This is a genomic window from Shewanella bicestrii, from assembly GCF_002216875.1.
Classification (GTDB): Bacteria; Pseudomonadota; Gammaproteobacteria; order Enterobacterales; family Shewanellaceae; genus Shewanella; species Shewanella seohaensis.
In genome coordinates this window covers 1610303-1628120 of the sequence record NZ_CP022358.1, presented here as the reverse complement: position 1 = coordinate 1628120, position 17818 = coordinate 1610303, and the positions used below count along the sequence as shown (strand labels likewise).

The 17818-nt window shown below is 49.6% G+C and carries 17 protein-coding genes; 2 read left to right on the top strand and 15 right to left on the bottom strand.

All coding sequences use genetic code 11. The annotated features are described in order from the left end of the window. The first annotated feature begins 108 nt into the window (after nt 1-108). Nucleotides 109-498 carry a Cu(I)-responsive transcriptional regulator gene (locus CF168_RS07090; RefSeq protein ID WP_086902409.1) on the top strand — a complete coding sequence of 130 codons (390 nt, stop codon included), beginning with the start codon at nt 109-111 and terminating at the stop codon, nt 496-498. A 119-nt stretch (nt 499-617) separates the two neighbouring features. On the opposite strand, the gene CF168_RS07085 is transcribed toward CF168_RS07090, so the two are convergent. From CF168_RS07085 to CF168_RS07030, 11 genes are all read right to left on the bottom strand, one after another. Beyond that, nucleotides 618-2651 carry a S9 family peptidase gene (locus CF168_RS07085; protein ID WP_089067440.1) on the bottom strand — a complete coding sequence of 678 codons (2034 nt, stop codon included), beginning with the start codon at nt 2649-2651 and terminating at the stop codon, nt 618-620. A gap of 57 nt (nt 2652-2708) precedes the next feature. Next, complete coding sequence (locus CF168_RS07080) at nt 2709-2951, bottom strand: hypothetical protein (RefSeq protein WP_086902407.1); 243 nt, start codon at nt 2949-2951, stop codon at nt 2709-2711. 207 nt (nt 2952-3158) lie between these two features. After that, nucleotides 3159-3917: an SDR family oxidoreductase gene (locus CF168_RS07070; protein WP_011717645.1), complete on the bottom strand. Its 759-nt coding sequence runs from the start codon at nt 3915-3917 to the stop codon at nt 3159-3161. A gap of 19 nt (nt 3918-3936) precedes the next feature. Further along, nucleotides 3937-4839 (bottom strand): 3-hydroxyisobutyrate dehydrogenase, encoded by a 903-nt coding sequence (gene mmsB / locus CF168_RS07065; RefSeq protein ID WP_047539148.1) that lies wholly within the window; start codon nt 4837-4839, stop codon nt 3937-3939. A gap of 100 nt (nt 4840-4939) precedes the next feature. After that, a complete protein-coding gene (locus CF168_RS07060; protein ID WP_089067438.1) occupies nt 4940-6091 on the bottom strand; it encodes an enoyl-CoA hydratase/isomerase family protein in 1152 nt (383 codons plus the stop codon). Further along, entirely contained in the window at nt 6091-6864 is a 774-nt protein-coding gene (locus CF168_RS07055; RefSeq protein ID WP_011623346.1) for an enoyl-CoA hydratase, read from the bottom strand. Before CF168_RS07055 ends, CF168_RS07060 begins: the two co-directional genes overlap by 1 nt. Nucleotides 6865-6928: 64 nt before the next feature. Next, the gene (locus CF168_RS07050) at nt 6929-8086 is read right to left on the bottom strand and encodes an acyl-CoA dehydrogenase family protein (RefSeq protein ID WP_086902403.1); all 1158 of its coding nucleotides are present in this window, start codon (nt 8084-8086) and stop codon (nt 6929-6931) included. 163 nt (nt 8087-8249) lie between these two features. Continuing rightward, the gene (locus CF168_RS07045) at nt 8250-9749 is read right to left on the bottom strand and encodes a CoA-acylating methylmalonate-semialdehyde dehydrogenase (protein WP_089067437.1); all 1500 of its coding nucleotides are present in this window, start codon (nt 9747-9749) and stop codon (nt 8250-8252) included. A 135-nt stretch (nt 9750-9884) separates the two neighbouring features. Continuing rightward, complete coding sequence (locus CF168_RS07040) at nt 9885-11075, bottom strand: thiolase family protein (protein ID WP_089067436.1); 1191 nt, start codon at nt 11073-11075, stop codon at nt 9885-9887. Between the two features lie 391 nt (nt 11076-11466). Then, nucleotides 11467-12408, bottom strand: coding sequence for a homoserine O-acetyltransferase MetA (gene metA, locus CF168_RS07035; protein WP_089067435.1), 942 nt, complete (start codon nt 12406-12408; stop codon nt 11467-11469). Nucleotides 12409-12477: 69 nt separating this feature from the next. Next, the gene (locus CF168_RS07030) at nt 12478-12912 is read right to left on the bottom strand and encodes a YbaY family lipoprotein (RefSeq protein ID WP_089067434.1); all 435 of its coding nucleotides are present in this window, start codon (nt 12910-12912) and stop codon (nt 12478-12480) included. Nucleotides 12913-13029: 117 nt separating this feature from the next. Between CF168_RS07030 and CF168_RS07025 the strand changes: the two genes are divergently transcribed. Further along, on the top strand, nt 13030-13773 hold the full coding sequence (locus tag CF168_RS07025; RefSeq protein ID WP_086902424.1) for an SDR family NAD(P)-dependent oxidoreductase: 744 nt from the start codon (nt 13030-13032) through the stop codon (nt 13771-13773). An 85-nt stretch (nt 13774-13858) separates the two neighbouring features. Here the strand turns inward: CF168_RS07025 and ompW are convergent, their stop codons facing one another. From ompW to CF168_RS07005, 4 genes are all read right to left on the bottom strand, one after another. Further along, the gene (gene ompW / locus CF168_RS07020) at nt 13859-14521 is read right to left on the bottom strand and encodes an outer membrane protein OmpW (RefSeq protein WP_167373588.1); all 663 of its coding nucleotides are present in this window, start codon (nt 14519-14521) and stop codon (nt 13859-13861) included. A gap of 457 nt (nt 14522-14978) precedes the next feature. Beyond that, nucleotides 14979-15566 (bottom strand): nucleotidyltransferase family protein, encoded by a 588-nt coding sequence (locus CF168_RS07015; protein ID WP_086902397.1) that lies wholly within the window; start codon nt 15564-15566, stop codon nt 14979-14981. 300 nt (nt 15567-15866) lie between these two features. After that, nucleotides 15867-16517: a maleylacetoacetate isomerase gene (gene maiA / locus CF168_RS07010; RefSeq protein WP_086902396.1), complete on the bottom strand. Its 651-nt coding sequence runs from the start codon at nt 16515-16517 to the stop codon at nt 15867-15869. A gap of 84 nt (nt 16518-16601) precedes the next feature. After that, entirely contained in the window at nt 16602-17588 is a 987-nt protein-coding gene (locus CF168_RS07005; protein ID WP_086902395.1) for a fumarylacetoacetate hydrolase family protein, read from the bottom strand. Nucleotides 17589-17818 lie beyond the last annotated feature (230 nt).

Below are 17818 nucleotides of genomic sequence, written 5' to 3'. Positions count from 1 at the left end.
ATAGGATTAAGATAAAGTCTCCCATCACGGGAGAGTCAAGGGTGTTTTTGTGGCAAGTATCACACTTGTCTGCACGAGTCTTAAGAACAGATAAGAACCGAGGTCAGTATGAAAATTGGTGAAGTCGCGAAGCACACAGGGTTAAGCGTCAAAAGCATACGTTATTACCACGATATCGGCCTTGTCTGCGGTGAGCGTAACGAGGCGGGATACAGGGTGTATCGCCATCGGGATATAGAATCGCTGAAATTTGTCCACCAGTGCCGCGACTTAGGTTTTAGTCTCGAGGATTGCAAACTCCTGCTTGGCCTTCGCAATAACGACAGCCGCAATGCCGAAGAGGTGAAGCAACTCACCCGCAACCATTTGGCCTATGTCGAGGAGCAAATTGGTAAATTGCAGAATCTTCGTAGCCAGTTACAGCAAATGGTCAGCGAGTGCCAAGGTGGCGACCAGCCCCACTGCGCGATTATTGATAGCCTTAACCACCAGCACTAAATGCCTAATCATCTGCATTAACCCAGCCATAAAAAAGCCTGCTTGGATGCAGGCTTTTTTATGGGTTGTCACTAAGACTTAAACGCCAAGGCGTGAGTGCTTTTAGTTTAGTGCATTTGTTAGTGCTTTAGAGCGGCCACATTATCCAACTGTAAGGCTGGCAACTTACCCGCAGGGGTAAAGTGAAATACTTGGCCATAAAAGGCTAACTCGGTTTCTAAGCCAGCGGCTTTATGCTCAGGCGTTCGCCCCTCGTCGGAATCATCGCCATAGTCGATGTAAGCCGTCGGCACGCCTTTAGCTTTCAGTGCCTCATAAATTTGCCGCGACTGGGCCGTCGGTACAATCTTGTTTCTCAAGCCTTGGAAAATCAGCAAGGGTTCGTTCAAGCCATCTAAGTGATTGAGTGGCGATAACTCACGATAGCGTTGCTTATTCTCGGGATAGGGGCCGATAAGCTGATCTAAATAGCCCGACTCAAACTTATGTGTGCCCTTGGCGAGCTGCTCAAAATCGCTGATGCCCTCGTAGCTCACCCCCGCTTGAAACACATCATAAAACGCCAATGAAGACATCACGGTTAAGCCGCCGGCGCTGATCCCGCGAATCGCAAGTTTATTTGCATCGACCCAGCCCTTAGCCACTAAATACTTGGCCGCATTGACGGCATCTTCCACATCGCTTTCTCCCCATTTGCCATACAGGCTCTGGCGATAGGCGCGGCCAAAGCCACTGCTGCCACGGAAGTTTAAATCTAACACGGCAAAGCCACGGCTGGTCCAGAATTGGATCTCACTGCGATAGGCAAGTGATGCGCGCGCCGTCGGCCCGCCATGTAACATCACAATAAGCGGCGGCCTGGTGTCGTGGGGCGCAATGTAATTGGGATTCACCGGACCATAAAAATAACCATAGGCCTGCTGATTTTTACCCGTCGCGAAGGCGATATTTTTTGCCCGCGACACGTAATTAGGGTCAAGATTCGGCAGCGCAGGCGCATAGACTAATTCAGTACCACGGCCGACAACTCGATATATGCCCTTCTCTGGCGTCGCCTTAGCGCCGACAAAATAAACCCCATCTTCGCCCTTCACCACCTGAGTAATCTCAGCAAAATCAACGGCAAGGGATTCGGTTAATCCCGAATCTAAGTGCATACGCAGCAATGCCGCTTGATTGCCTTCGACATAGCTGGCTATCAAGGTCGAGGCATTTTCGAAGGCGTAGTTATGGTTACCTAAACGCCAATCGGCTACGGCAAACTCGGCATTTTTACTCAGCACTGGCACTAAGGTTTGTTGTGGCGTCACGCGGTAGATGTTCCACCAGTTACTGAGATCGGACACCACATATAAGTTGCCATCGGGGCCGAATAAGGGTTGAGTCACCGAAGAATCCTTGGGCGTATTCACCTTACGAATATTTTTTAACTGGCCCTTACGGTCAAGATCCCCAAGCCAAAGCACGCTGTTATCCCAAGGCATATAGGGATGTTCCCAAGTGATCCACGCCAATTGCGTGTTATCGGGGGAAATCGTGGGGGAAGAAATAAAGTCATGGCCAGTGACAAAGGTATCGCCTTCACCGGCAAAGTTAAGATTGATGGTCACTAGGCTGGCTTTAGGTTCGTCGCCCTGACGGTGGTCTTCACGCACACAAATAATCCGCGAGCCCTTGGGGTACGCTACGCAATCGGCATGGCGGGTACCATTGGGGGTTAATGGCAATGGCGGTTGATTCGGGGCGAAACGATAAAACAGCTGATCCTGCAATTTAGTGGCAAACAAGCTCTGGCCTATGCCTAAGAATGCTGCGCCGCCATACTCATGCACGGTAGATCTGACATTAAAATCAGGGGGAACCACCTCGGTCACTTTGCCAAGGTCATCGAGGCGTTTAATGCCAACTTTGCCCTGTGCGCTGCCGCTAGATTCGGCAAAATAAATTGCGGCGCCCACGCTTTGCAACTCGGCAATATCATCGGCCTGCTCAAACACCGAGGCCGCAGACAAGGGTGATTGCCAGCTGCCATAGGGTGCAACTTTAATATCACCATTTTCCTTGGCGGGTAAATCCTGTGTATCCGTACGCTCACACCCGCCCAGCAGCAAAACTGCACTCAGCAAATATGGTAAATAGCGTCCTAACCCCATTGTATTCCCCAAGTTTGCCAACTTAACAAACCGAAATATGCTACTGCCCTTTTGGGCTTATTTTTTAACTTTTCTGATAAACCACTTGATGACATTGGCCTGCTGCACTTGCGTGAGACCAAAATAAATACAAATCCAAGGTGACAGCAGAAAAAACCACGGGATCACCGCGACCGAACGACCTGTGAAAAGAAGAAAGAAGAAGCCGCCGTAGATCACTATCACACCCAAGACACCGACTATCAGCATCATGCGCTTAGTGATTTTTTCAAGCCAAAGGGCCTTATCCTGCCATGACATTCAGATAATCAACTCCATCACTATAATGTCAACCCTATTTGTAAAGTTATGTAAAAAAAGTGGAGTGCGATTGTTGAAGGATAGCCAGTAAATGTCAACTCCGATCCACCCTTGCACGGCGCTAAAATCATCCGCCACACACAAATCTTTACCCAATAAAAAACCGAGCAAATGCTCGGTTTTGTTTAATATCAATAAGATAGCATATTACAGACGGATACCGCCATCCACTTCAAAGACACGACCATTTACATAATCGTTTTCGATGATAAAGCGTACGGTAGAGGCTATCTCCTCCGCTTGGCCTAAACGGCCAACGGGCACAAGCTTCTCTAATCGCTCAAGCGCTTCTGGCTTCATCGCCGCAGTCATTTCAGTGGCAATCACCCCAGGGGCTACCGCTGCGCTACGGATATTGTAACGGGCTAACTCTTTTGCCCAGCCCACAGACATGGCCGCCACACCCGCTTTAGAGGCCGCGTAGTTAGATTGGCCTACGTTACCCGCTTTGGCGAGGCTAGAAATGTTGACAATCACTCCTGCTTGACCCGATTCAATCATCGCAGCAGCCGCCTCACGGCCACAGAGGAAGGTGCCAGTAAGGTTAACATTGATCACCGATTGGAATTGGTCGAATGACATACGGTCAGTCACTTTGCCGTCTTTAGCTTTAACTAACATGCCATCGCGCAGGATGCCGGCGTTATTCACTAATACGTTGATTTTGCCGAAATCTTCCAATATGTAAGCAAAACCTGCGACCACATCTTCTTCGTCGGTAATATCTAACGCATAACCTTGGACTTCGGTGGCTGAGCCTAAATCAGCACAGGCGCGCTCGAGTTTTTCTTGATCAACATCGATCAGCGCCAACTTAGCGCCCGCCTGCGCAAAATTGTGCGCCATTGCTAAGCCTAAACCACCCGCGCCGCCAGTGATGACGACAACCTTATCTTTTAAATCCATCTGGTTATCCCTTGTTTATCTATTTTTTAAGTGGTGCAAATTGTTCAAAAATACTGGAGAAGTCTCGGCGACCATTGCCTTGTCTTGCATGATTCACATACAAGCTGCGCGCGAGTGAGCCCATGGGTGTACTCGAATTGCTCAATAATGCAGCTTCTTGAGAGAGGCCGAGATCTTTAACCATCAAATCTACCATAAAGCCGCCCTGATAGCCCTTAGAAGAAGGCACATTCTCCATTACGCCCGGGCAAGGATTGTACTTCTCTAAGGTCCAGTTACCGCCGCTGCTGACCTTCATAATGTCCGACAGCACTTTAGGGTCGAGACCATGGTCAATCCCCATTTGCAATGCCTCAGATGTGCCGACCATCAACACAGATAACAGCATGTTGTTGCAGATTTTAGCGACCTGACCCGCACCAGCGCCGCCCGCATGGAAGATATTCTTGCCCATGGCATTGAGCACAGGTTGCGCCCGTTCGAAGGCGATATCCGAGCCACCACAGATAAAGGTCAAGGTGCCTGCCGCCGCGCCCGCGGTACCACCCGATACTGGCGCATCGATAAATTCGATACCACTCTTAGCCGCTTCGGCCGCCACCAATTGGGCGCTTTGGGCATCAATGGTCGAGCAATCAATCAGCAGGGTATCGCCAGCGACTACGTCGAGTAGCCCCTTCTCGCTGCCATTACCTAAATATAAATTTCTAACATGCTTACCCGCAGGCAGCATAGTGATCACCACATTGGCACCCGCCGCTGCGCCGCATGCCGTGCTCGACACTAAAGCGCCTTGGTCGGCCAAGGCTTGCATTGCGGCTGGCACTAAGTCGAAGACACGTACCGTCATGCCCGCTTTTAATAAATTGGCCGCCATTGGGCCGCCCATATTACCTAAACCGATAAATGCTACTGTACTCATGCCATCACTCCTGTGTTCTGGTGTCTTTATTATTCCAGATAGTTGTTATTCCAGACAAAAATGGCAGGCAAAGCGCTCGCTCTGCCTGCCATCGATTGGCTTAGCTTAATTGGCTTAAGGGATGTTCTTCTCCCCAAGGTGAGGTCAAAATGTCCTCGATAACGCTGTTTGGCACGGATTGCACATCGGCAAATTGCCATTTGGGCTGTCTGTCTTTATCGATCAGCAGTGCCCGTACGCCTTCACAGAAATCGCCCTTAGCGCAGGTGTTAACGCTGACGGTTAATTCCCATTTAAAACATTGTGCTAGGCTGAGTTTGGTGCCGAGTTGGGTTTGGATATACGCCAAATGCCAACTGATAGGACTGCCCGCCAACATGGTCGCACAGGCTTTATTTAACCAGGCTTCTTCGGTGCTTAAGGTTGACATACGGCTGACGATATCCGTCAAGCTGCCCGCCATCAGTCGGTCGATCATCTCTTGGCTCTCGGCCAGTAAACTATCGCCCTTAGGGATGTCCACTTGGTTCGACAGTTCGTTGATCATAGAGTCAAGTCGTTGATGGTTCAGCGCTGGCGTATCGCTCCAATCGAGGGTCGCCATGGCATCGAACATCAGCTCTTTATCGTCACGATTCAGATAATGATCGGCAAGGCCAACGTAACAGGCATCGGCTGCATTCATTTGATAGGCCGTTAGCCCTAAAAACAGCCCCATTTTGCCCGGCATACGGTTGAGGAAATAGCTGCCGCCCACATCGGGATAAAGCCCAATGGTGACTTCGGGCATGGCAATACGGGAGGTTTCAGTCACGACTCTATGACTTGCGCCCGCCATCAGGCCCAGACCGCCGCCCATCACTATGCCATCTCCCCATACCAGCACAGGTTTGCCATAGGTATGCAGTAGATAATCGAGACGATATTCTTCTTCGAAGAATACTTTAGCGACCTCAGTCACTTGTCCCTTAGCAGCAACAGACGCGTGATATAACGCGCGCACATCGCCACCCGCACAGAACGCCTTTTCTCCGCTGCCATCGAGTACCACACAGGCGATTAACGGATCTTTTTTCCACAAATTGAGCTGCACCGTCATGGCCCGAACCATATCGAGATCCAAGGCGTTGAGGGCTTTTTCAACATTGAGCGTCACCACCCCAACTAATTTACCTGAGGCGGTGGCTAAGGTTTGAAAAACCACATTTTGTGTGGTGGACGTGTGTGCAGCCTTATCTACTAAATTTGTCATTAGCGGTTCTTCCAATCAGCTTTACGTTTTTCCAAAAACGCGTTCACGCCTTCGGCCTGATCTTCAGTATCGAACAATCCGACAAACAGTTCACGCTCTATCGGTAAGGCTTGGCTGCGCGGCATTTGGCGCCCAGCTTGGATAAGTGTCTTACAGGCAGTTACGCTGCTTGGGCTCTGATTCGCCACTTTGGCGGCCAGTGCAATCGCCGCATTTAAGGCTTCACCGGTTTCAACCACTTCCTCGACTAAACGCAAATTCAGCGCTTGGGCGGCATTCACCCGCTCACCGCAGAGGATCATCCGTTTCGCCCAACCTTCGCCCACTAAAGCGGTCAGGTTTTGAGTGCCACCCGCACAGGGCAGCAGGCCAACAGTGGCCTCAGGCAATGCCATCACGGCTTGGGTTTCGGCGATACGAATATCACAGGCCAGCGCGACTTCTAAGCCGCCGCCCATGGCATAGCCGTTAATGGCGGCAATCGACACGCCGCGGAACTGGCTTAAGGTTTCAAATGCTTCGCCAAAGTGTTTTGCCATGCTCGCCGCATTGCCCTTATCACCGTCGCTAAACAGTTTTAAATCGGCACCCGCGGAGAAAAACTTGTTGCCCTCGCCTGTTAACACCAGCGCGTAAATGTCCTTGTTAGCATTAAGCTCCAGCACTTTGGCCTTGAGCGCCTGCAAACTCTGGGCGGTCCAAGTGTTGGCCGGCGGATTATTCATCGTCAGAATCGCCGTGTGGCCTTCGATACGCTCAACTAAATATTCCATCTATTTCGGCTCCCTTATATTTCCAATCGGTTATCGCCAAATCCTACAGTCCCATCTGGGCAGCTTAGAGGATTTGTCCGGCATTTTCGTCGAGTAAACGACGGGCGATAATGAGGCGCATAATCTCGTTAGTGCCCTCTAAAATCTGGTGTACACGAACGTCACGGAAATGACGCTCTAAGGGGTACTCCCTGATATAACCATATCCGCCATGAATTTGCAGCGCAGCATCACAAACTTGGAAGCCCACATCGGTGGCAAAACGCTTCGCCATCGCGCAATAGGCGGTGGCTTCTGGGTCGCCACTGTCGAGTTTAAAGGCGGCCAGACGCACCATTTGACGTGCGGCCACTAATTCGGTCGCCATATCGGCAAGCTTAAATTGCAGTGCTTGGAAGGCTGCCAGCGGTTTACCAAATTGCTGACGCTCATTCATGTACTGAGTTGCACGCTCTAAAGCCGCCTGCGCCGTACCGACAGAGCAAGTAGCGATATTAATACGGCCACCGTCTAAGCCTTTCATCGCGAACGTAAAGCCTTGGCCTTCTTCGCCGAGCAGGTTTGCGACAGGCACACGCACATTATCGAAGGTGACTAAGCGTGTCGGCTGCGCGTTCCAGCCCATCTTATCTTCGGCCTTGCCATAGATAATGCCTTCACTGTCGGCAGGAATGGCAATCGCGGAAATCCCCTTTGGCCCAGCTTGCCCAGTGCGGCACATGACGACTAAAAGCTCAGTTGAACCTGCGCCCGAGATAAACATCTTAGAGCCTGATACCACGTATTCATCACCTTCACGCACCGCTTTGGTTTGCAGTGATGCCGCATCCGAGCCGGCACCTGGCTCAGTTAAGCAGTAAGAGGCGAGCATTTGGCCCGTGGTCAAAGGCTCTGACCATGCTTGACGCAGCGTCTCTGTGCCCCAAGTGGTGACCATCCAAGTGGCCATATTGTGAATGGTCAGCATGGCCGTTGTGGCAGTACAGCCTTTCGATAGCTCTTCGAAAATAATCGAGGCATCTAAGCGCGACAGCCCCATACCACCTTCAGACTCGGGGGAATACAGGGAGCAGAAACCCAGCTCACCAGCTTTTTGGATCACATCCTTAGGGAAATGATGTTCTTCGTCCCATTTGGCGGCAAAGGGGGCGAGTTCATCCGCCGCGAACTGGCGAGCCAGATCGGCAAATTGGCGTTGGTCTTCGTTGAAATTAAAATCCATTTGGCTCTCCTATGACTCTTTGGCCATTTCTTTTCATAAATATCTTTTGCGTAATACACAGTGATTTTATCGGCAGGCTTATCATCAATGGGCGCCAACTGGCGCCACGTTTAGACTGAAAAACCTGCTGTTTCACAATGCGTTGAAACTGTTTTTAGACCGCTTAGCGCAAGTTAATGCTCATATTTGGACCTGCGGCCACGGCAATGTCCGACTCGAACCAGCGAGAGGTAATGGTCTTAGTTTCAGTGTAGAAACGTACCGCTTGCTTACCGTAAGCGTGTTGGTCGCCGTAGAAACTGCCCTTCCAACCTGTGAATGAGAAGAATGGTAATGGCACAGGAATTGGCACGTTAATGCCCACTTGGCCAACTTCGATTTCGTGTTGATATTTACGGGCTGCGGCGCCGCTTGCGGTAAAGATAGAGGTACCATTGCCGTAGGGGCTGGCGTTAACCAGTTCGATGGCATCTTCTAATGAATCGGACTCCATACAGCAAAGCACTGGGCCAAAGATTTCTTCTTTGTAGATGCTCATATCGGTCGTGACCTTAGTGAACATGGTCGGTCCTACCCAGTTTCCTGATTCGAAACCTGCCACGCTAAAGTGGCTGCCATCGAGTAAACACTCTGCCCCTTCTTCCTTACCTTGGGCGATAAGTTTGAGCACGCGCGCTTTAGCGGCTGGGCTGATCAGCGGGCCGTAACCAGCTTCTTTATCGTCCCATAAACCTGGGCGAACCTTAGCTAAGGCTTCTTTAAGCTCAGGGATCCACTCTTTAGCCGCACCGACAAATACCGCGACTGAAATCGCCATACAGCGTTGACCCGCCGCGCCAACCGATGCGCCCACTAGGTTGTTGATGACTTGCTGCTTATTCGCATCAGGCATGATCACGCAGTGGTTTTTTGCCCCAGCGAAGGCTTGCACGCGTTTTAAGTTATCGGTACCAGTTTTGTAGATGTATTGACCTACAGCCACAGAGCCGACGAAGGAAATGGCTTTCACTGCAGGGTCTGCCAGCAGGATATCGACCGCCGTTTTATCGCCATGCACCAGTTGTAATACGCCTTTTGGCGCACCCGCTTCGACAAACAGCTCAACTAAGCGCTGCGGCGTCATTGGGTCTTGCTCTGATGGCTTAAGGATAAAAGTGTTACCGCAGGCAATCGCCAGTGGGAACATCCACAGCGGGATCATCGCAGGGAAGTTAAATGGCGTGATGCCCGCACACACACCCAGAGGCTGAGTGTAGCTGTAGGTATCGATTGAACGCGCGACATTCTCAACGGTTTCGCCCATCAATAATGAGGCAATGTTGCAGGCATGTTCTGCCACTTCAATTCCGCGCCACACATCGCCCTTGGCATCTTCAAAGGTTTTGCCCGTTTCTTTGGCAAGGATTGTCGCCAGTTCGTCGTGGTGTTCTTTAAGTAAGTGTTGGTAGCGCAACATGACACGGGCACGCTCAGACACAGGTACTTCTTTCCACGTCTTAAAAGCCGCCTTGGCACTGGCAATGGCCGCGTGCACTTCATCGGCCGTAGCGCTGTTGATAATGGCGATTGGCTCGTTATTAGCGGGATTGGTCACCACGATTTGTGATGTACCTGTGCCTGTGGTGAATTCGCCATCAATGTAATGCTTAACTTGTGTGGTCATGTTGCAATCCTTTTCCTTGTTTAGGGTCGAGCTGGCGGTGCGATATTATGTTTATCCTCAGCGGGATGTTTGCCCTTGCCAGCTCAGTCTTGGTCTTGTTGATTGTTTTGCCGTTATTCGCGATTAAGCCTTTGATTAGACTTCGATAGCCATAGCGGTCGCTTCACCGCCACCGATACAGAGTGAGGCTACGCCGCGCTTAAGCCCACGGGCTTTAAGTGCATGGATTAAGGTCACCAGCAAACGTGCGCCCGAGCAACCGATAGGATGACCTAAGGCGCAGGCGCCGCCATTCACGTTCACTTTGGCCATGTCTAAACCTAATTCAGAAACCGCCAGCATAGTCACCATGGCAAAGGCTTCGTTGATTTCGAACAGGTCAACCTCATCCTTAGACCAGCCCACATTGCTCAGCAGTTTTGCCATAGCGCCAACAGGCGCCGTGGTAAAGAGTGATGGCTCTTGGGCGTGGGTGGTGTGGCCCTTAATAGTGGCAAGCACAGTTAAGCCTAACTGCTCGGCATTGGCGCGGGTGGTTAGCATCAGCGCCGCCGCACCATCGGAAATTGAACTTGAGTTTGCCGCAGTAATAGTGCCGTCTTTAGCAAAGGCTGGGCGCAGTGCAGGGATTTTTTCAGGACGAGCGTTACCTGGCTGCTCATCGGTGTCGATAGTCACATCACCACGGCGATCGCTTACTGTGACGGGCACAATCTCCGCCTTAAAGGCGCCAGATTGAATGGCCGCGTTGGCTTTTTCCAGTGAGCTTAGGGCGAAAGCATCCATTTGCTCGCGGGTTAAGCCGTATTCATCGGCGGTTTTCTGGGCGAATGTGCCCATAGCGCCGCCAGTGTAGGCATCTTCTAAACCATCGAGGAACATATGATCTAATACCTTGCCATGGCCCATACGCATGCCTGAGCGCGCTTTATCTAGCAAGTAAGGGGCTTGGCTCATGCTTTCCATACCGCCAGCAACCACCAGCTTAGCACTGCCCGCTTTGAGTAAATCGTGGGCAAGCATTACGGTTTTCATCCCAGAGCCACAAACTTTGTTTACGGTCGTAGCGCCTACAGACAGAGGTAAACCTGCCCCTAAGGTCGCCTGACGCGCTGGCGCTTGACCCAGACCCGCTGGCAATACGCAGCCCATTAACACTTCATCGACCTTATCAGGCGCTACTTGGGTATCGGCTAACAGGGCTTTAATGGCGGTGGCCGCTAAGCTCGGAGACGTTACGCCAGACAAACTGCCTTGAAAGCCACCCATTGGGGTGCGTTTAGCGGCAACAATAACGATCTCTTGGTTAAATTGTTCAGTACTCATGGGGACTCCAAGCTAAATGTGCCTTGGCGGTAATACTCGCCAGCGGCGGATAAATAATGACAATGAAACCACTCTGACGTTTACGCGAACGTAAAGCAAGTATTCCTTGGTCTAATGTGTCGAGAAAATGCCACAAAAATTGTCAGTCAGAATTTACAGTCAAGGGAGTGAAAAGCAGCGTTAATGCGGTGAGGCTGAAGTTGCCAAGCCCGAAATCAATTTAAGCCGAGTTAAAAGAGGCGGGATAAGAGGGGTTTACAAAACGATATGGCGAACACAGCGTGATAAGCAGAGTGACCTTGGTTAGCCAAAGCCACTCGATTTAAGAGAGCAATAAAATAAACGCCAAAACAAACGCTAAAACAGTGCTACATCGAATGTTAAGAGGGAATTATTGCGATTCCCACGGCGTGACAGCCGACATATCGCTTAAGTCATAGGGCGTTAATTGGTAAACGTAATAGTTGAGCCAGTTGCTGACGAGCAGGCTGCCATGACTGTGCCAACGGGCAATGGCATCGGCCTTAGGATCGTCATTACGATAATAGTTTTGCGGCACATTGGGATTTAATCCCTGCGCCAAATCTCGATGATATTCATCGTTTAAGGTAGATTTTTGGTATTCGGGATGACCCATCACAAACAGGTTGCGATTGTTACGGCTGAGAACTAAGTAAGCCCCAGCCTCATCAGATTCCGCCAACACCTGCAGCTCAGGATGTTGTTTAAGTTCCTCGATATCCATCTCGGCAAAGCGGGAATGCGGCGCAAAGAACTCATCATCGAATCCGCGCAGCAACGGGAAATGTTGACAAGTGCGGCGATGCACAAATACCCCAGAACGCTTTTGCTGCAGGATTTTCCGATTTAGACCATAGAGATGGTAAAGCCCAGCGTGAGCTGCCCAGCAGAGGAAGAGCACTGAGGTAACATGTTGCTGTGACCAATCGATAATCTCGCGGATATGGTCCCAGTAAGTGACTTCTTCGAAATCGATTTGTCCAAGGGGCGCGCCAGTGATGATCAGGCCGTCGTAGTTTTTATGACGCACATCCTCAAAATCACGGTAGAAGGTGTTCATATGATCGATTGAGGTGTGCTTTGACTCTTTATCGTGAATTCGCAGTAAATCCACATCCACCTGCAATGGCGTGTTGCCTAATAGGCGTAGAAGCTGGGTTTCTGTCTCGATTTTATTGGGCATCAAATTCAGGATCAGCACCTTCATCGGTCTGATATCCTGATTGGCAGCCCGGGTTTCGGACATGACGAAAATATTTTCAGATTCTAAAATCCCTGCTGCAGGCAGATGATCTGGAATTTTAACTGGCATACCGCGCCTCTTCTATTCAACAATCAAAGGTTCCGGCGCGCGTATGCCACTCATCAAAGAGCAAACAAATTAGCGACCGACTTTCTCAAGCAGTATCGACATAGGCTCTGTCGAATTGAGGTCGACATGATAGGCTTGAGTATTAATAAACAATAACTTATCACCGAGCATTATCCTTGCCCCAATGGCATAGGTATGCCCCGCTTCAAACTGATCACGCCCCATCGAAAAACTAAACGGCGTTGGGGTTTTCGCCCCTTGGGAAACGCGCTCTGCCATGACTACGGCGGGCACATCCATCTTAGAGACATCAAGCAACTGCACTATCAACTTGGCATCGGCGGGCAATGCGATACGTTCGCGGTACATGGCCTCACCTTTAATCTCAACAATCGCATTAGGTGTGGCACAACCTGAAATCACCGTGGTGACGGCTAGTAACACCATAGCCGCTAATTTTTGCCATGCAGATGTCAGTCCGCTAATCCTTAACCCTTGTCTCATTTCATTTCTCCTAATCATACATAAAGACTTCTGGATGTCTATACGCCCAAGCTATAAATCTTGTCATGCTGGGCATATCTTCCTATGATAAGCCACCATTTCGTTGCCGAAAAATTTATGACCCAAGCAACTGCGATAATTGTGGGCGCTAGCTCACATTTAAGCCGCGAACTTGCCAAACAATTGGCCGATCAGCAGGTTGAATTAGCCCTTTTTGCCCAAGATGTCGAATCACTCCGCGAATTTGCCTCGACCCTGCCCACTAAAGTTCAGGTCTTTTCACTGCAAATTGAGCAGCCAAGCGCCATCATCAAGCAACTCGAAAGCGTCTGGCACGACTTAGGTGGCGCCCACTTAGTCTTAGTGAATACCGGACTCAATAGCTACGATCCTGAGCTGCCATGGCTACCTGAGCAGGACATTATCGATGTCAATGTGCGGGGCTTTGCCGCTATCTGCAATACGGCATTTAGATTATTTCGCGAGCAGGGTTATGGCCAGCTTGCCGCCATCAACTCGATTGCAGGGCTACGCGGCGGCCCAAGTGTGGCTTACCATGCCTCTAAAGCCTTTGCGCAAAACTATTTGGAAGGCTTAAGCATGCATGCCCAGCGGCTTAAATTGCCCATTACCATTACCGATATCCAACTCGGTTTACTGGATAAGGCCGCCATGCAGCAAAGTACGCTATGGCTTGCACCACTCCCGCAAGTGGCGGCGCAAATCATTAAGGCTATGCAGCAGGGTAAACGCCGCGTGTATGTGACCAAGCGTTGGCGCTTAGTGGCTTGGCTCACGAAATTGCTGCCAGAGTTTATCTACAACACGCGCCACTGGAAGCCGAAAAAGGCTAAAAAGTAGTGTTATGCCGCGTTTAGCGTTATAAATCGGCGAAAAACAAAAAAGGAGCCACAGGCTCCTTTTTTGTTACTTTAAAATCAGATGATTAGAAAGTGTAACCCACGCTGACCATATAAACCCATGGGTTAATATCGGTACTAATTGTAACGGGAGTACCTTGGTATTTAAATTTAACATCACTATCAATTTGTGCGTACCACACAGAGGCGTTTACTAACCAGTTCTTATTAAATTGGTAGTCTAAACCCACTTGCGCCGCTAAGCCCCAAGAGGTGCTCATGCTTAAGTCTGTTAATGAACCACCCAAATCGTTAGTGAAATCATTGTCGAAGAAGTTAGTGTAGTTCACACCAACGCCCACATATGGACGTAATTTAGATTGAGCATCACCGAAATAATACTGTGCAACTAAGGTTGGTGGTAAATGCTTAGTCTCCGCAATTTTACCAACACCCGCTAGAGATACATCATGGCTAAATGGAGTCGCTGCTAATAGCTCAATACCAATGTTATCGGTCAGCATATAACCGAAGTTTAAGCCAAGTTGAGTATCGTTACTGACTTTAAACTCACCTAAATTACCTACCCCAGGAATTACAACATCATCACTTGATTCATTAGGTGCGACAACCACAGCACCAGCACGAACAATGATATCGCCCGCTTGATGGGCAGAAACAGAAGCAGAGAAACCAGCGGCTAACAGGGTGGCGGCGATCAGTGTAGAAACAGTAGTTTTATTCATCATCATACTCCATATGTACAACATAGGTTTTTGTTTTACATTACATCCTTAACAATTGACGCCTACACTGCCAGATAAATTCGTTTACCTTATTGATCCAAATCAAGATTAAGTGGCGATACTTATTTTGAGGTATAAGCCATGGGATCAATGTCACGCTATCTAAACATTTATTGATAATACCAGTTCATTTTTTGTGACTTACCGCATTCATTAGCCACAGCTAAATACCTCCACAAGGAGTAATTGCGTCATCGCGCCGCTTACAAAATTTTTACATCGGTTTTAAGAAAACTCAGCCTATTGAGGTACAAGCGGACATAAAAATAGGGAGGAATAAACTCGACACAGACTTCAATCAAGGCAGGAGTCATCACACTCAAACTCGTTTATCTGGTTAGCTTGATATAGGTTTGAGTCACTAACGGGTGAAGGAGTCTGACGTTAACGATTGATGCTCTTACTCGGCCAAGGTCAGCCGCGGATATTGCGAAAACCAACCCTTTGCGGCAAGGCGCTGCTCAAACACCGACAACGCACGCTTGGGATTATGGGTTAACTGCAAGGCAAATAATGAGGTTAAACCGAAAGGAGCAATAAGCTGTAAGCTATCGATGACGGAAGTGGGAGGGTTAGGTATTTGCGCAAGATACACGGCGACGGCAGTTTCCTGTTCTGGCCAATAAGTCATCGCATCCTGTGTCGATTGATAGGGGTTGTCGTGATTCTTAAGGTGCATGCGAGCCTGATTTTTTACCGACCAAGGTAACTCTGGCGCCAGTGTTTGCAGGTATGCTTCTATCGCCCTATCCCGCTCGGGACGAGTATCCAAGGGGCAATAGTAAATCAGATCGATATCGTTTAACGGACGCTGCTGAATATCATGTAATTTGTCCCACACCAAATTGCGGACAAACCCCGCCGCCAAGCACCACTGCGGCAAACTATGCACTTGGGCGCATTGCTGCGCCAATTCAAGTGCTCTCATCCGATGCTTATCTTGGCTTAGCCAAGTACGTAATACAGCAGCTAATTCCGTTTCAGTCATGCCTAAAATCCGCGGTTATCTTGGCTAACACATAAGAATGGACGATCACTGGCCGTCGATTTATGCCATTTGTCATCGTTATTGAAATCGCTATTAGAGATCGTTATTAGAAATACTGCACTTAACCACTTGATGACAAAAAAGCCAATAACCTATTCATTTAGTGAAAATCATCTTCCAATAACCACCATATCAACGCCATTGCTATGATAAGACTCATAAAATGAGTCTTATCACTTAAGCTGGTTTGGCGACAAGCTTAACCTTATTTTGAACAAACGATACTCACCACAAAATGGCTTAAACCGCGTCGGCTTGGCGCTCTGGCGCCGCATCCGCAAAGGCTGGCAACAGATTACACTCAGCCCATACCCGCATGATATTGGGGTACGGCGTTAAATCCACATTAAAACGCTGCGCGTTATACACCTGCGGGACTAAACACAGATCCGCCAGCGTCACTTTGTCACCAAAACAATAACGGCCACTATGGCGCGCAAGTTGAGTTTCGAGCGCCGCAAATCCGCTCGCCACCCAATGGTGATACCAAGCGGTTTTGGCTTCTTCGTCGACGTTCAGCTTCTGAGTTAAATACTGCAATACCCGCAGGTTATTGAGTGGATGAATTTCACAGGCGATGGTTAACGCCATGGCGCGTACATGGGCACGTTCAAGTGCCGATGCAGGCAATAGCGGCGTCTTTGGATAAAGCTCATCCAAATACTCGATAATGGCGAGGGATTGGGATAAGGCATCACCATCCTGCTCATCATCGACCACTAAGGTTGGCACCAGCTCCTGCGGATTTAGGGCGATATAATCCGCCTTATGCTGCTCGCCACCATCACGCACTAAATGCACCGACAACTGCTCGGCGCTCACGCCTTTAAGATTGAGGGCAATACGCACACGATAGGCGGCGCTAGAGCGCCAATAACCGTATAGTTTCATCTCACTCTGTCCTTATGTCATCCTGAAAAAAACGGGGCTAAAAGCCCCGTCAATATTATCTGTCACTGTGTAAACACAAAAGCCTTACGCCTTGTACTCAACCACTTTTTGATCGATAGAACCAAAAATAGAGGCGCCGTTATCATCGAACATTTCGATGCGCACTGTGTCACCAAAACGCATAAACGGCGTGCTTGCTTTGCCGTCGGCGATCACTTCGAGCATACGTTTCTCGGCCAAACAGCTTGAGCCGGCACTGCGGTCATAGTTAGAAATCGTACCAGAACCGATAATCGCGCCAGCGCCTAATGGACGGGTTTTAGCAACATGAGAAACTAACTGACTGAAGTTAAAGGTCATATCCACACCCGCATTCGGGCGGCCGAATAACTCGCCATTTAAATGGGTGATAAGCGGTAAATGCACCTTTGAATCTTCCCAGCGGTGGCCTAATTCATCTGGCGTGATGGCGACAGGAGAGAAGCTGCTCGAGGGTTTGGATTGGAAGAAACCAAACCCTTTGGCCAGCTCTGCGGGGATCAGGTTACGCAGTGACACATCGTTCACTAACATCAACAGCTTAATGTGCGCGGTAGCATTTTCAACGCTCACCCCCATAGGCACATCATCGGTGATCACGGCGATTTCCGATTCGAAATCGATGCCCCAGTCTTCGCTCGCCAGCGGGATATCCGCCTTTGGCGCGATAAAGCTGTCAGAGCCGCCTTGGTAAAACAGCGGATCGGTCCAGAAGGTTTCAGGCATTTCAGCGCCGCGCGCCTTACGGACTAATTCCACATGGTTAACATAGGCACTACCATCGGCCCACTGGTACGCACGTGGCAAAGGTGATAAACATTTGGCTTCATCGAAGGCTTGTGCGTTTGGTAATTTGCCTTCGTTCAGCGCATCATACAGTTCTTGCAATTGTGGCTTGAGCAGATCCCAACCATCGAGTAATTGTTGCATCGTGTGGGCAATCGCGGGTACGGCAACCGTTTGAGTAAGATCGCGGCTCACTAACATCAGCTGGCCATCACGGCGACCATTGTTATAACTGGCAAGTTTCATATCTGCTCCTGTGCTTCTACGGCTTGGCGTACTGCGCTTTTTATCTATTTATGGTTAGCCGATACGCTCAGCTAACGGGAATGGGTGACAACGAGTGCGGGCAATCTAGCCTTTTTTGACTCGGCGTTAGGGTTTGCTGCGCGTAGAAATACCCGAAGCGACGGCGGATTCCTATAGCGTGAGCAAAATCACATTTCACCCTATTATTTCACATTTTGTAAACTAATAAT